General features: G+C 56.7%; 17 protein-coding genes, 1 tRNA gene and 1 pseudogene. 3 read left to right on the top strand and 16 right to left on the bottom strand.

What is annotated here, in order from left to right; all coding sequences use genetic code 11:
* Positions 1–459 (top strand): MaoC family dehydratase, encoded by a 459-nt coding sequence (locus tag ACESNI_RS18695; protein ID WP_373089858.1) that lies wholly within the window; start codon positions 1–3, stop codon positions 457–459.
* Between the two features lie 47 nt (positions 460–506).
* On the opposite strand, the gene ACESNI_RS18690 is transcribed toward ACESNI_RS18695, so the two are convergent.
* The 10 genes and pseudogenes from ACESNI_RS18690 to ACESNI_RS18645 form a co-directional block, all read right to left on the bottom strand.
* A complete protein-coding gene (locus tag ACESNI_RS18690; RefSeq protein WP_373089856.1) occupies positions 507–677 on the bottom strand; it encodes an SDR family oxidoreductase in 171 nt (56 codons plus the stop codon).
* Positions 678–753: 76 nt separating this feature from the next.
* Positions 754–1032: pseudogene (locus ACESNI_RS18685) on the bottom strand (SDR family NAD(P)-dependent oxidoreductase); the annotation flags it as partial.
* Positions 1033–1161: 129 nt separating this feature from the next.
* Positions 1162–1238, bottom strand: a tRNA-Pro gene (locus ACESNI_RS18680).
* A gap of 137 nt (positions 1239–1375) precedes the next feature.
* Entirely contained in the window at positions 1376–1789 is a 414-nt protein-coding gene (locus ACESNI_RS18675; protein ID WP_373089985.1) for a MerR family transcriptional regulator, read from the bottom strand.
* A gap of 22 nt (positions 1790–1811) precedes the next feature.
* Positions 1812–2117 carry an integration host factor subunit alpha gene (locus ACESNI_RS18670; RefSeq protein ID WP_373089854.1) on the bottom strand — a complete coding sequence of 102 codons (306 nt, stop codon included), beginning with the start codon at positions 2115–2117 and terminating at the stop codon, positions 1812–1814.
* A gap of 183 nt (positions 2118–2300) precedes the next feature.
* Entirely contained in the window at positions 2301–3272 is a 972-nt protein-coding gene (locus ACESNI_RS18665) for a beta-ketoacyl-ACP synthase III (protein ID WP_373089852.1), read from the bottom strand.
* 12 nt (positions 3273–3284) lie between these two features.
* Entirely contained in the window at positions 3285–4433 is a 1149-nt protein-coding gene (plsX, locus tag ACESNI_RS18660) for a phosphate acyltransferase PlsX (RefSeq protein ID WP_373089850.1), read from the bottom strand.
* Positions 4434–4474: 41 nt separating this feature from the next.
* On the bottom strand, positions 4475–4660 hold the full coding sequence (gene rpmF, locus ACESNI_RS18655; protein WP_373089848.1) for a 50S ribosomal protein L32: 186 nt from the start codon (positions 4658–4660) through the stop codon (positions 4475–4477).
* A gap of 83 nt (positions 4661–4743) precedes the next feature.
* The gene (locus ACESNI_RS18650; protein ID WP_373089846.1) at positions 4744–5301 is read right to left on the bottom strand and encodes a DUF177 domain-containing protein; all 558 of its coding nucleotides are present in this window, start codon (positions 5299–5301) and stop codon (positions 4744–4746) included.
* 161 nt (positions 5302–5462) lie between these two features.
* A complete protein-coding gene (locus ACESNI_RS18645; protein WP_373089844.1) occupies positions 5463–6047 on the bottom strand; it encodes a ubiquinol-cytochrome C chaperone family protein in 585 nt (194 codons plus the stop codon).
* A 168-nt stretch (positions 6048–6215) separates the two neighbouring features.
* Between ACESNI_RS18645 and ACESNI_RS18640 the strand changes: the two genes are divergently transcribed.
* Positions 6216–6665 carry an outer membrane protein assembly factor BamE gene (locus ACESNI_RS18640; RefSeq protein WP_373089842.1) on the top strand — a complete coding sequence of 150 codons (450 nt, stop codon included), beginning with the start codon at positions 6216–6218 and terminating at the stop codon, positions 6663–6665.
* Between the two features lie 39 nt (positions 6666–6704).
* Here ACESNI_RS18640 and ACESNI_RS18635 read toward each other — a convergent pair whose 3' ends face one another.
* Positions 6705–7229: a DUF6622 family protein gene (locus ACESNI_RS18635; protein ID WP_373089840.1), complete on the bottom strand. Its 525-nt coding sequence runs from the start codon at positions 7227–7229 to the stop codon at positions 6705–6707.
* 192 nt (positions 7230–7421) lie between these two features.
* Complete coding sequence (locus tag ACESNI_RS18630; RefSeq protein ID WP_373089838.1) at positions 7422–9527, bottom strand: sodium-translocating pyrophosphatase; 2106 nt, start codon at positions 9525–9527, stop codon at positions 7422–7424.
* 288 nt (positions 9528–9815) lie between these two features.
* Here ACESNI_RS18630 and ppa point away from each other — a divergent pair, with 288 nt between their 5' ends.
* A complete protein-coding gene (gene ppa / locus ACESNI_RS18625; protein WP_373089836.1) occupies positions 9816–10331 on the top strand; it encodes an inorganic diphosphatase in 516 nt (171 codons plus the stop codon).
* 38 nt (positions 10332–10369) lie between these two features.
* Here ppa and ACESNI_RS18620 read toward each other — a convergent pair whose 3' ends face one another.
* The 4 genes from ACESNI_RS18620 to ACESNI_RS18605 form a co-directional block, all read right to left on the bottom strand.
* The gene (locus tag ACESNI_RS18620) at positions 10370–11560 is read right to left on the bottom strand and encodes an MFS transporter (protein WP_373089834.1); all 1191 of its coding nucleotides are present in this window, start codon (positions 11558–11560) and stop codon (positions 10370–10372) included.
* Positions 11561–11641: 81 nt separating this feature from the next.
* Positions 11642–12235, bottom strand: a complete 594-nt coding sequence (locus ACESNI_RS18615) for a DUF4865 family protein (RefSeq protein WP_373089832.1) — start codon at positions 12233–12235, stop codon at positions 11642–11644.
* Between the two features lie 109 nt (positions 12236–12344).
* Complete coding sequence (gene thiL, locus ACESNI_RS18610) at positions 12345–13343, bottom strand: thiamine-phosphate kinase (protein ID WP_373089830.1); 999 nt, start codon at positions 13341–13343, stop codon at positions 12345–12347.
* 6 nt (positions 13344–13349) lie between these two features.
* On the bottom strand, positions 13350–13648 hold a 299-nt coding region (locus ACESNI_RS18605), incomplete at its 5' end, for a transcription antitermination factor NusB (protein WP_373089828.1).

Below are 13648 nucleotides of genomic sequence, written 5' to 3'. Positions count from 1 at the left end.
ATGGCTGGATTATGGTTTGAAGAATTCGAAGACGGCATGGTTATCGATCACGAATGGACACGGACGATTACGGAAACGGATAATCGCTGGTTTTCGCTTTTGACCATGAATACCCAGCCCGTACATATTGACGCGCATGCCGCCGCGAAAAGTATCTGGAAACGGCCGCTTGTAAACAGCCTTCTTACCCTCGGCCTGATGGTGGGAATGTCCGTCAACCAGACGACTTTCAACACGACGATTGCCAATCTCGGCATGGAGAAAATCAAGTTTCCGCATCCCTTGTTTGAGGGTGATACCGTCCATATCCGGACAACCGTGATCTCAAAACGAAAAAGCGCCTCCCGGCCCGGTGAAGGCATTGTCACCCTCCGTCATGAAGCCTTTAACCAGGATAACATTATGTGCGGCACCTGTGAGCGCGCGGCTCTGATGATGCTGCGGCCCGAGACCGCCTGATGCGGTCGAGATCAAACAGCTAGCAGGTTTTGTCGGTTAACAGAAATTTAGATTGATGAAATCCCGTCATTGACACTAATTGTCTGGCCGGTGATTTTGGCCGCCGATGGACTGGCCAGAAAGGCGATCATCGATGCTAAATCTTCGGCTGAAACCACGCCGAGTCCGACCATTGTCTCTGCCTTGCTGAAAATCTTGTTGGCGAATTCGTCCGCCATCAGCTTGCCATAGAGGGGGAGTTCCCTTCACAACGCTTGGCGTCAGACAGTTTACGCGAATATTGTGCCGCTTAACTTCATTGGCCATTCCGCGGCAAAACATGACAATGGCCGTCATGGCCGCGCCGATAACGGTTTCCCCGGGTGTCGCGATTTTTGCGGCATCCGATGCAAGGCAGATAATACTGCCGTGCTTTCGCCGTGTCATATGGGGCAGGACGGCTCTTGCGGGATGGATAATGCTCGCGACGATCATGTTAATTGTCGGCATGAGTTCAGCAGTCGGGATTTTATGCAGAAGCTGCGGCATCGGGTCGCCGCCTCCGCAACTGACTAATATGTCTACGCCGTTCATGTGGTCCGCCGCCATATCGACGGATATCCACGGCTATCACGACGCGGGAATTTCGGCAGGATCGGCCGAGGATCGTGGAAATCGGCCACAAAAAAGCCCCGAAATCCGTAGAAATCAGGGCTTTTATATTGGTCGGGCAGGCGAGATTCGAACTCACGACCCCTTCACCCCCAGTGAAGTGCGCGACCAGGCTGCGCTACTGCCCGACAAGGCAGATCTATATGAGGGACCCCGAGGGGCCCGCCGGTGGCGCACTATACTGACAGCAGCACACAATGGCAACGCCCGTTCTGCGCCGTTCGGGCATTTTTTCTGAGGTCCTGAAACGGGCAGCAAATGACAGCTAGTCGAGTGCCTTTTTCAGGTTCCGAAGTTCAATCAGGACGGCACTGATCTGCTGACGGGTTGCTTCGGGTAGTTGCGCCCCGGCATCATTGTCGGCGGCGGCGCGGGTAAGGGCCGGGTTCCCCTCGGCGCGGGCGGCAGAGACCATGGCGTCGACATTGTCGATCTTGCCCCCCTGCTCTTTCAGGAGCTTCTGCGCGCCGCGAATGGTGAAGCCGTGCTTGTAGAGAAGATCGCGGATTCCGCGAATAAGTTCAATGTCCGAGGGACGGTAATAACGACGTCCGCCGCCGCGCTTCAGTGGCTTGACGATGTGGAACTTGGTTTCCCAGAAGCGCAGGACATGTTGCGGAACGTCCAGTTCGGAAGAAACTTCGCTGATCGTGCGAAAGGCATCCGGGGATTTTTGCAGTTTTTGTGCCGCCCGCGCCACCTTATCCGCCACCATTTTCCTGGTTGATCTTGTCCTTCAGGACATGGGACGCCCGAAAGACGAGGACCCGTCGTGGATTGATCGGCACTTCTTCACCGGTTTTCGGATTGCGGCCGACGCGACCCGATTTCTGGCGAACCTGCAGACTGCCAAAAGAGGAGATTTTTACGCTTTCCCCGGCAACCAGCCGGTCGGAGATTTCGGCAAGAACAGTCTCGACATGGTCGGACGATTCGTTCCGCGACAAGCCGACCTGCTGATAGACAGCTTCCGCCAAGTTTGCTCTGGTCAATGTGTTTTTCGTCATGACACCCCCTGTTCAGTTAAAAATTATCACAGGTTCCGGTTCCGTCAAACATAAAGGCGCAAAATACCGCCTCAAACAACCGGAAATCCACATATTTCACAAATAAACCCTATAACCAATTGAAATAGATTAGGGTTTCGACAGGTCAAGCAACAAATTGCAGCGCAGAGATTCGGGTGCCCTTTACCAGCGGAGCAATGCCGATCCCCAGGTAAATCCGCCGCCCATGGCCTCCAGCAATAGCAACTGGCCGCGCTGTATGCGCCCGTCCCGCACCGCCTCATCGAGGGCAAGCGGTACTGAAGCTGCAGAAGTATTGCCATGTTTATGGACAGTTACGACAACTTTATCAGGTGATAGCTTAAGTTTCCGACCGGTCCCGTCGATGATCCGCTTGTTCGCCTGATGCGGGATCAGCCAATCAATATCCGCCGCCGTCAAGCCCGTCGCCGCCAGCGCCTCATGGACGACACTGGTAAGGTTCGTGACCGCATGTCGGAACACCTCCGGCCCTGCCATGCGCAGGAAACCCGTTGTCTGGGTTGAGGACGGTCCGCCGTCGACATAGAGCAGGTCATGCTTCTCGCCATCGGAATGCAGGTGGCTGGTCAGGATACCGCGATCATCGGATGTACCCGCGCCCTCCGCCGCCTCAAGAATGACGGCACCGGCGCCATCGGCAAACAGGACACAGGTGCCCCGGTCAGTCCAGTCGATAATGCGTGAAAAGGTTTCGGCGCCGATTACCAGCGCGCGGTTGACCTGACCCGATTTCACAAAATTGTCCGCCGTCGCCAGCGCATAGAGAAACCCTGTACAGACAGCCTGGATATCAAAGGCAAAGCCGCCTTTCATCCCGAGATTTTTCTGCACCACCGTCGCCGTTGCCGGAAAGGTTTCGTCTGGGGTGGCAGTGGCCACGATGATCAGGTCGATGTCGTTTGCGTCAAGTCCGGCCATGTCAAGCGCGGCGCGGGCAGCGTGCGTCGCCAGATCGGAGGTCAGTTCGTCATCGGCAGCAATATGGCGGCTTTCGATACCGGAACGGGAGACGATCCATTCGTCTGTCGTATCGACCATCTCGGAAAGTTCTTTGTTCGTCAGGATGCGTTCAGGCAGGTACGATCCCGTGGCGGTAATTACAGAGCGACGCATAAAAGTCCTATTCTATCCGGCACCTTCTAGTGTGCTGGAGGGTTTGTCCACTTCTTTACTTTTCCGGGAGGCCCGTTCGGACGCATCGCCCTGACTTTCCGTCTCCCCTTCGGAACCGCCGCCATTATTACTCATTTTTGCGGCCATATCAAAGGTCTCGAAATGTTCGATCATCTTTTCAATCATATTATCCGATACCATCTCGATCGCAACACCTATGGCATTGGCAAAGCCCGTTGCATCGGTTCCCCCATGACTCTTCACGCAGACCCCGTTAAGACCGAGCAGCACACCGCCGTTATAAGCGCGCGGATCCAGCCGTTCCTTCAGGATATTCAGGCCGCCACGAGCGAACAGGTAGCCAATACGCGAGAGCCATGAACTCCGGAATCCCGCCCGCAGGAAATCGCTGAACATGCGGAACACGCCCTCGGCAGTCTTGAGGGCAACATTGCCGGTAAAGCCGTCAGTGACGACCACGTCGACAACACCGCGAGTAATGTCATCCCCCTCGACAAAGCCTTGATATTCAAACGGCGGATTCTCGATGGATTTGAGCCGGTCGCCCGCCTCCTTGACCGTCGCATGGCCTTTCATATCCTCGATCCCGACATTGAGCAGGCCGATGCGCGGCGGCACACGCCCCAATACTGCGCGGGCAAAATCGGCGCCCATAAAGGCAAACTGGACCAGATTGTCGGCATCGCATTCGATATTCGCGCCAAGGTCCAGCATCACCGTTTCCCCCTTCGGTGAGGGAAAGACGGAGGCAATGGCCGGACGATCGATACCGGCCAGCATGCGGATCGAGAATTTCGCCATCGCCATCAGCGCGCCGGTATTGCCAGCGGACACAATGCCCCCCGCCTCGCCGTCGCGGACCGCATCAATGGCAAGGCGCATACTGCTCTTGCGGCCCTTGCGAAGGGCCTGGCTCGGCTTGTCTTCGGCCTTGATCGCCTCATCCGTATGGCGCAGTTCGCAAACTTTGCGCACGCCCGGAAACTCTTTCAGAAGCGGCTCAAGGCGTACCTCGTCGCCAAACAGTAAAAAACGGGCCTGCGGGAACCGGATGCGGATAATGTCGATGCCCTTAATGACAATGTCCGGAGCATCATCTCCGCCCATCGCATCGAGAGCAATGACAATATTCTCTGGCATATTTCTATCCGGCCCAACCCGCCCTTATCAGCAACCGCTGATTAAAGGACGTCACTCGTTTCCAGAACTTCGCGTTCGCCATAATGTCCGCATTCAGTGCAAATATGGTGTGCGCGTTTCATTTCACCGCAATTCGAGCATTCCTGCACTTGCGTGCTGCCAAGCGAATCATGGGCGCGGCGCATATTGCGCTTGGATTTAGTGGTTTTTCTTTTTGGTACTGCCATTTTTCTAGTCTCTCACTCTTTCGCCGTCACTGACAGGCGAATATTAAAGTCCACAGATATGCTGCCGGGTTACCACAGTCATATCATTTCTTGTTCATCAAGTCCTTCAAATTTGCAAAAGGTCTGTGAACCTCCTGCGACATTTCGTCCGAAACACTTTCTTCGCCGTCGCCGCCGTCCGTCTCCGGCAGGTCACTACGCCGGGGATAGGGGTCCAGCGCCAGCAAAATCTGTTCCGCAATAGCGTCCACAAGGTCAATCCGGTGCCCGACAATCAGCGTCGGCGGATCCGGCTCATCCAAACCGACGACCTTCTCTACTTCTTCATCAACCAGGTCCGACGCATCAAAGGTGTAAAACACCGTAAATTCCACGTCAATCTTTTGCTCAACCGGATCCAGCGTCACCACGCAGGCCTGTGTCGCGGTTGCCGACAGGGCCGCCGTCAGGGCAATCTGGCTTGTTGCCTCGTCCCGGCTCAGGGACCCCCGCGCCGTCACGCCCTGCAAGTCCAGAATATCCAGCCGATCCGCGAGGATGCGGCATTCTTCACTCGTCGCCTGAACATCGAACGTTATCGGGTCGCGCCCGACCCGCTCAACATTGACCACCCGAGTAAACTCACCCCCGGTGTCCTTCATCGCGACAAATCCTTCTTGTTATCAAGATCGTTCAAAGCTTATCGTACCCTTGACAGGGCGCACGATTCGAAGGCGCGAAAATACTGGTTTCACCGCCTGCGGTCAACGGATTTTGTCAAATCCCGAAAATGCCCTGTTTTGCCAATAAAAACAAAGGCTGGCTACTGTTTTACCCCGTCCTGCCCACCGAGGACCGGAGTCTCGAAACAAGCTTTTCCGGCAATCAGGGCTTCAACCCCGCCCGCGGCGAGCTGACGGTCCGTCGTCCGGACATAATGCGCAAGGCCCGCAACCGCCGCCTCCGGCACTGCGTCTACCGTCCCGTAGTGGTTCCGCAGCAACGCCATTTCCAGCGTCTCCTCGCCCCCGTCAAGAGCCGTCTCATAGGCGACGACCCGGCCGTAAAAGGCCTTTGCCATCTGCTTGATGCGCTTGCCGACGCTGAGATCACCAACGCCGATTTCCCGGAGGCTGCGGTCCATATCGTCAAACATGCAGTCGAACACCGCCTGCGACAACTTTTGCGCCGCTCCGTCCTTTCGCTTTACTGCCGCGTCCTTGCCCTTTAGCTGCCGCATCACCAGAAAGGCATGCAGTGAAATCATCTCGAACCGGCCATCAATGGTATCCGGCACTGCGGCGCGTTCGTAAAAGACGGGCTCGCGCGCCTGAACTACAATCGCGCGATAGAGGTCCGCGGCGGCCGCCTCAAACGGATCCCGGCGAAATATATTTCCAAAAACCAAGTTGATACTCCTGCGCTCTGGCCGTTGGCCACCCGCCCCGCGCAAAACAAATGATTGATCCCTGTCGGGAAAATTTGACATTTGCCGGTGAGCAAGCCATTTATTGTCTCCTGAATTAAGCATTTCAGGACTGATAGTCAACTTAAAGCCATGCCGAGCCGAAGGACCATGATAAAACTCAAGACTGGACTCTCCTGTATCGTTCTGGGACTGGCGCTCACCGCCTGTGATCCCATCAAAACCAATCAGGGGTACCATATGGACCCTGAGCAACTGGTCAAACTCGAGACCGGGGTCACCACCAAGGATGGCGTCCAGGAGATCATGGGCTCGCCGTCGAGCATCGCCACCTTCCAGACCGAGGGCGACGCCTGGTACTATATCAGCAGCAAGACCGAGCAGCTGGCGTTTTTGGAGAAGGAAGTCACGGACCGCAATATCGTCGTCGTCAAGTTCAACATTGACGACGTGGTCGAAACGGTCACCGACATTCACAAGGACGCCGGGCAGGAAGTCGCAATTGTCGAGCGTGAAACGCCGACGGGTGGCCGCAAGCTTGGCTTCCTTGAGCAGTTATTTGGCAACCTCGGACGTTTCAACCAGAACGCCGGCCAGTAACGCAGCGTAAGTTAACAATATCCTGCCGAGTAAACTCGCTTATGCTGGCGGAGGGTCGGCGCGTTCAATATAACCGAACGCTTGCAGAAGCTGAAGGACCGTGACCCCCCAGAAAGCTCCGCTAATCAGACCCGAAGTGGTACCGTACAAAATTGAGAATCCGGTCGTCATACTCAGTTCCGGATTAACGACAATCCCCACTGACAGCGCATATTTCGCACCGAAAGCGATAATGATTAGAATCAGGGTCAACGGGGTCCCCGGACGCATCACCCGTCTGGCCGCCCGGTCATAGCTCGTCGCGGGAAAATGACTTGCCATCGTCCAGCCAACCAAAAAACCAATCCCTATCACCAGGGCAAATGCCCCCAGCGCCATCGGCCAGCCAGGCAATTCCGTCAGGATCGCATAGAGCCCCCAGGCGAAAAAGAAGACAGGCAACAGAAACACGCGCACCAGCATCGTTTTGCGCGTCCTCATTGCGAGAAGACCCTGAAAGAGAAGAAAGGCAAAAAGCACCCAGACCCAGACCGGCGTATGGGAAACGATGTCTAAAATTGACATTCCTAGCTACTCCCAAAAATGGCCCGACTCTATTTCCTCTAGCTTTCGCGGGGCCGGTTAATGAGAGATGGACGATAGCCGAGCCGCCCTGCCCTGTCTGTGCGCCCCGTCACCAGATCGGCGCGCGCCTGATCGCCATAAAAAAAGCCCCCGGGTTTGACCCCGGAGGCTTTTCTCGTCTTGGAATGGCGCCTATTGGGCCATAACAGCCAGCAACAACAATGCGATGATGTTAGTGATCTTGATCATCGGGTTGACCGCAGGGCCTGCCGTATCCTTATAGGGATCGCCGACCGTATCGCCGGTCACCGCGGCCGCATGGGCATCAGTGCCCTTGCCGCCATGATTGCCGTCCTCGATATATTGCTTGGCGTTATCCCAGGCACCGCCACCGGCTGTCATGGAGACCGCCACGAACAGGCCTGTGATGATGACACCCAGCAACATAGCGCCGAGGGTAGCGAAGGCGGCCGACTTGTCGGCAATGCCCAGCATCACAAAGAAGACAACGATCGGTGCCAGCAACGGCAGCAAGGATGGAATAATCATTTCCTTGATTGCTGCTTTGGTCAGCAGGTCAACCGCGCGCCCGTAATCGGGTTTGCCGGTGCCTTCCATAATGCCCGGAATCTCCTTAAACTGGCGGCGCACTTCCCGCACAACGGAACCCGCCGCCCGGCCCACAGCCATCATGCCCATGGCGCCGAACAGATAGGGCAGCATGCCGCCCAGGATCAGGCCAACGACAATATAGGGATTTTGCAGGCTGAAATTAAGCGTCACCCCCTGGAAGAAGCTGAACTGTGTCGGCGATGCCAGGCTGATGAAATGCCCGAGATCTTCCGTATAGGCCGCAAACAGGACCAGGGCACCCAAACCGGCGGAGCCGATGGCATAGCCTTTGGTGACCGCTTTCGTGGTGTTACCAACCGCATCCAGCGCATCCGTGGTCTTCCGGACATCCTCGTCCATATCGGCCATTTCCGCGATACCGCCGGCGTTATCCGTTACCGGGCCATAGGCATCGAGCGCCACAATCATCCCGGCAAGTGCCAACATGGTCGTTACCGCAATCGCAATCCCGAACAGGGCCGCGAGATTATAGGAGACGACAATACCGGCACAGATGATCAGCGCCGGAACGGCCGTTGCTTCCATTGAGACGGCAAGTCCCTGAATAACGTTGGTACCGTGACCGGTTTCCGAGGCCGCCGCGATGCTGCGCACCGGACGATATTCGGTCGAGGTGTAATACTCCGTGATCCAGATAAGAAGGCCCGTCACCACCAACCCGACAAGACCGCAGAAGAACAGGCTCATGCCCGTGAATTCTTTCGCTCCGATGGTGAAGACCGTGTCCATACCGATGGTCAGGGCCGTTGTCGGCCACAGAGCAAGCGCCGACAGGATTGTCGTCACCAGGAAGCCCTTGTACAGGGCGCCCATGATATTGTTGCTGGCGCCGAGCTTAACGAAGAAGGTACCAATGATCGAGGTCAGGATACAGACCGCGCCGATCATCAACGGATAGGTCATCAGGGCCGTGTTATCGGCAAAATAGATGGACCCCAGAACCATGGTGGCGACAACGGTTACCGCGTAAGTTTCGAACAGGTCAGCCGCCATGCCAGCACAGTCACCAACATTGTCACCGACGTTATCGGCAATAACGGCCGGGTTGCGAGGGTCATCCTCGGGGATGCCTGCCTCGACCTTGCCGACGAGGTCGGCGCCGACATCGGCACCCTTGGTGAAGATACCACCACCAAGCCGTGCAAAAATGGAGATCAGCGATGCGCCGAGGCTTAGGGCGACGAGGGCGTTGACCATTTCCCGGCCTTCAACGTTCGCGTAAACCAGATAGGCATAATAGCCGGAGACGGCAAGCAGCGCCAGACCAACCACGAGAAGCCCGGTAACAGCGCCCGCCTTGAAGGAGACATCAAGACCGTCTTTCAGGCTCTTGGCGGCGGCGGCGGCTGTGCGGACGTTGGCCCGGACAGACACATTCATGCCAATAAAGCCGGCCGCGCCGGACAGGATTGCGCCGATCAGGAAGCCGATGGCGACCTTAACGCCGAGAAGGAAAAACAGAATAACGAAAATAACGACCCCAACGATACCGATGGTCATATATTGCCGGTTCAGGTAGGCAGAAGCCCCTTCCTGAATCGCCGCCGAAATCTCTTGCATTCTTGCCGTACCGGCATCACGTGAAAGTACCGATTTCCCTGCATACGCGCCGTAGCACAAGGCTATCAACCCGCAGGCAATCGGTATCCATAATTCTACTGACATTATCTCAACCCCATTTAGTTCGAAAAAAGGCCACCGCTGAGATGGCCTTGCTGAAATTATTGTTACTTTTTCTCTGGTCCTTTTGCAGACAGCATACGTAGCAAGCTCCACTCAAGGGCCAGGTCCCCAAGTCGCGGCGTAGAATGCCAGATAAACTTTTACTTCGCAAGCGATTGGGCAGAGGTTATTGTGAGCACTGGAAATCTGCGGTTTTTTTTGAATAGCTGGTGGCATAATTTTCTGGAACATGCTATCGCAGCGCCAGTTAATTTTAGGAGAGCGCGAAGTATGGATCTGTCAAAAATATCGGCGGGCAAGAACGTCCCTTGGGATGTCAATGTAGTGATTGAAATTCCCATCGGCAGTGTGCCGGTGAAATACGAGGTCGACAAGGAAAGCGGCGCCATGTTCGTCGACCGTTTCCTGCATACGGCAATGTTTTATCCCTGCAATTACGGCTTCATCCCGCAGACCCTCGCCGATGACGGCGATCCGGTCGATGTGCTGGTGGCCGGCCCAATCCCGGTAATCCCGGGCGCCATTATCCGCGCCCGCCCGGTTGGCGCGCTGATCATGGAGGACGAGGCCGGACAGGATGAGAAAATTCTGAGCGTACCCGTCGACGAATTGCATCCCTATTATGCCAATATCGCCAACTATACTGACCTCCGCGATATCTTGCTGAACCAGATTTCCCATTTTTTCCAGCATTACAAGGATCTGGAGGCCGGTAAATGGGTCAAGATCAGCCGTTGGGCCGATGCCGATGAAGCCGCCGAGATGATCCGGAAATCCCTCGTCTAGGGCAATGGATCAATCCTGCCGGGCTGGCGGCGGCGTTCTCAGAAGGCCGAGAATATCCGCCGCACCGCTGGCATATTCCAGAGCGCGAGGATCAGCACCAGCGCCAGCAACGGTAACGCCCCGAGGTTGACAACTTCCCAGCCGAAATGCTGCTGTAGCTGTCCGGACATCAGCGAGGCGCTCGCCACCGTCCCGAATACGAGGAAATCGTTGAGGCCCTGAACCTTGGCCGCCTCCGAGGCACGGTAGGTCGTGGTCACCAGTGTCGTGCCGCCGATAAACATGAAATTCCAGCCAAGACCGAGCAGGATCAGCGCGGCATAGAAATTGACCAGCCCCAGCCCCAACAGCGAGACCGTCACACTGGCAAGCCCAAGGAGGGCGCCGATGAAAATGATCTTGTATTCGCCGTGGCGGGCAATCAGGGAGCCGGTGAAAAAGCTCGGTGCGTACATCGCGACCACATGGAAGCTGATGACATTGAACGAATCCCCCGGCAGGTGGCCACAGCCAACCATGGCAAGCGGCGTTGCCGTCATCACCAGGCTCATCGTGCCAAAACCGATCATGGCGCTGAGCGCGGCGACGATGAAGGTCGGCTGGCGAATGATCTCAAGCAGCGGGCGTTGCGGCTCATGATGTTCCTGTATGCTCAGTTTCGGGATCGAGACGAAGCTGATGAAAAGGAGGGCAAAGAATCCAAGCACTATAATTGCCAGAAACGGCCCAAGATACAGGTAGGGCGAAAACAGGTCCTTACTGTGGCTGGCGATCTGCGGGCCCAGAAACCCGGCGATCAGACCCCCTGCCAACACATAGGACACCGCCTTGCTGCGGTTCTCCTGCCCGGCAACATCGACGGCGGCGAAGCGGTAATAATTGCCAAACGCCGTGTACATGCCCACGAACAGCGCACCGAAGGCAAACCCCCAGAAATTATCCGTCACGATGGAATAGCTGCAAATCGCCGCGCCGATCATGCCAAACAGGGCACCCAGCAAAAAACCCGCCTTGCGTCCGGCCCGGCGCATGAAAAGCGAGGCCGGAATGGTCGCCAGCGCCGTGCCGACGACGACGGCCGATACTGGCAAGGTCGCAAGCGATTTATCCGCGCCCAGCAGCAGCAGACTGACCAGCGCGGCGGAGGAAAACATGATTGAGGTGGTGCTGTTCATCAGCGCCTGACACCCTGACAGCAGCAATATACTTCTTTTTGTCGGGGCATCCATCACGGCGGCTTATCCTTCGATGTTATTATTTTTCAGGAGAGGTTAATCCCGAAGGCCCCCAATCGCCAAATGAATTTGATATCAAAAAGAGGATTTTGTATTCAGGGGCTGAGCCTGGGCCACCACTTGCAGGCTCTGGTAACTGTCAAGCACGTCGTACCCATTAACGCAATCGGCCTTTCCCGGCACCGCCTGCGCCTGGGTGTGCCAGAGACTGAACTGCCCCTTTTCCCAGCGGTCCGGGTCCAGCAGCACCATATTGGCAAACAGTCCCGGCTTATCGAGCATGGATTTATGATGGATCCGTTCTTCAGCCATTAATTCGGAAACCGGCTTTTTCGCGGGCACCTTGTCGATGGCGCCGCAGAGGAATCCCGGGTCCTCGCTTGAGGGTCCATAGTCGAACTCGACGACATGCCAGCTCCGGACTCGTGGGCGGCCAAAAGCGGCAACGACCCCCTTGAACAGATTATTGAGCAGGAAGTTCTGCGCGACCTGTCCGTTTTCCCAAATATAAAACGGCGCATAGACATGCTCGTCGCTGTCATAGAGATAGAATTTATGTCGAAGTCCGGGACAACCCGCAAACAACGCGCGCCGCTCGGCAACATGTTGAGATATTTTCTCCTTGTCGTACTCTTCCGGCAGACGCACCGAATATTGCATGGCCAGCATAAAGCGCCCTCTCCATATCACATAAAAATTTAGTGAAATATGTCAAAGATATGACATAATCGCAATCGATAGAATTGCATAATAGCTATGCAATTTCTGACACGGCGCTTCAGAAATGCTGCCAGCCCGCCTGTGGGACCGGATATTGGGACCCATCCGCCGCCAACACGCGGACCTCATTCCCCGTCACAATTTCGCCAATTATCGTCAGCGGAATGTCGGCGTCCCGGGCAAGCGCCGCAAGTAGACGATCGGTCCCCGGCGGCACCGTGAAGGCAAGTTCATAATCGTCCCCACCTGCAAGCACCCGGTCCATCAGCGCCGGCGCGCGGGCCAGCACGGCGGCGGCGGCGGACGAAAGGGGGAGCTGATCCAGCCGGATCTCCGCGCCGACCTGGGAGACGTCACAGATATGCCCGACATCGGCAATCAACCCGTCGGAGATATCGATACAGGCGGTCGCCTGCCCGATCAGCGACGGCCCGAGGGCGACGCGCGGCTGCGGCAGGTGGTAGCGGTCCGCAAGCCAGTCACGGTGGTCCACGCTTAGCCCGGAAATTTTATCCTGCAAAACCAGAAGTCCAAGCGCCCCGTCCCCGAGACTGCCCGAGACAACGATGAGGTCGCCAACCTTTGCCCCCTTGCGGCGAAGCGCCCTGCCTGCGGGCACACGGCCGAGCGCAGTCAGCGAGAGGGAGAGCGGCCCCGGCGTTCGCACCGTGTCGCCGCCAAGCAGACCAACCGCGAACTGCACCTGATCCTGCTCAAGCCCCCGGGCAAAGTCCCGCACCCAGTCCATGGAAATATCTCGGGGCCAGAAAGCCGCGAGCAGATAACCGACCGGTGTTGCCCCCATGGCGGCAAGGTCGGACAGGTTGACACGAAGAAGCTTGCGCGCGACATCGGAAGGACTGTCGGTACCCAGAAAATGTACCCCCGCCACCATCGCGTCCTTGGTCAGGACCAGTTCCTGCCCCGCCTCCACAGCCAGCACCGCTGCATCATCGGTAAGGTTAAAGGCGCCGGGCACGCCCGCGGACAGCGGCGCAAAAATCTGTTCGATCAGGTCAAATTCGCCGGGGGCCGCATCTGTCGGGCGATCCGTCATCCGGGGTCAGGTTCCGTCGAATTCCGCGCTGCGCACCTGCTTGGCGATCTTGTCGAGCACGCCATTGACCAGCGATGGTTCCTTACCGGTGAAGAAGGTCCGGGCAATCCCGACATATTCCTTGATCAGGACTTTCGCCGGGGAATCAATCCGGGCGAGAAATTCATAGGTTGCCGCCCGCAACAGAACTCGCAGCACAACCTCCAGCCTGTCCGTGGTCCGCTCTTTCTCAAGGGTGGCGGCGATCATGCCGTCGATTTCCGCCTCGCGCGCCTTGGTGTTGAGAACGATATCCTCGAACAAAG

Source organism: Sneathiella sp., assembly GCF_041689005.1.
GTDB lineage: Bacteria > Pseudomonadota > Alphaproteobacteria > Sneathiellales > Sneathiellaceae > Sneathiella.
The sequence above is the reverse complement of the archived record's forward strand: the minus strand, read 5'-3'. Positions and strand labels throughout refer to the sequence as shown.

Coding starts and splice junctions, on each gene's coding strand:
- ACESNI_RS18695 (WP_373089858.1), top strand. CDS start 1: ATGGCTGGATTATGGTTTGAAGAATTCGAAGACGGCATGGTTATCGAT.
- ACESNI_RS18690 (WP_373089856.1), bottom strand. CDS start 677: ATGGCGGACGAATTCGCCAACAAGATTTTCAGCAAGGCAGAGACAATG.
- ACESNI_RS18670 (WP_373089854.1), bottom strand. CDS start 2,117: ATGACGAAAAACACATTGACCAGAGCAAACTTGGCGGAAGCTGTCTAT.
- ACESNI_RS18665 (WP_373089852.1), bottom strand. CDS start 3,272: ATGCGTCGCTCTGTAATTACCGCCACGGGATCGTACCTGCCTGAACGC.
- plsX (WP_373089850.1), bottom strand. CDS start 4,433: ATGCCAGAGAATATTGTCATTGCTCTCGATGCGATGGGCGGAGATGAT.
- rpmF (WP_373089848.1), bottom strand. CDS start 4,660: ATGGCAGTACCAAAAAGAAAAACCACTAAATCCAAGCGCAATATGCGC.
- ACESNI_RS18650 (WP_373089846.1), bottom strand. CDS start 5,301: ATGAAGGACACCGGGGGTGAGTTTACTCGGGTGGTCAATGTTGAGCGG.
- ACESNI_RS18640 (WP_373089842.1), top strand. CDS start 6,216: ATGATAAAACTCAAGACTGGACTCTCCTGTATCGTTCTGGGACTGGCG.
- ACESNI_RS18635 (WP_373089840.1), bottom strand. CDS start 7,229: ATGTCAATTTTAGACATCGTTTCCCATACGCCGGTCTGGGTCTGGGTG.
- ACESNI_RS18630 (WP_373089838.1), bottom strand. CDS start 9,527: ATGTCAGTAGAATTATGGATACCGATTGCCTGCGGGTTGATAGCCTTG.
- ppa (WP_373089836.1), top strand. CDS start 9,816: ATGGATCTGTCAAAAATATCGGCGGGCAAGAACGTCCCTTGGGATGTC.
- ACESNI_RS18620 (WP_373089834.1), bottom strand. CDS start 11,560: ATGGATGCCCCGACAAAAAGAAGTATATTGCTGCTGTCAGGGTGTCAG.
- ACESNI_RS18615 (WP_373089832.1), bottom strand. CDS start 12,235: ATGCTGGCCATGCAATATTCGGTGCGTCTGCCGGAAGAGTACGACAAG.
- thiL (WP_373089830.1), bottom strand. CDS start 13,343: ATGACGGATCGCCCGACAGATGCGGCCCCCGGCGAATTTGACCTGATC.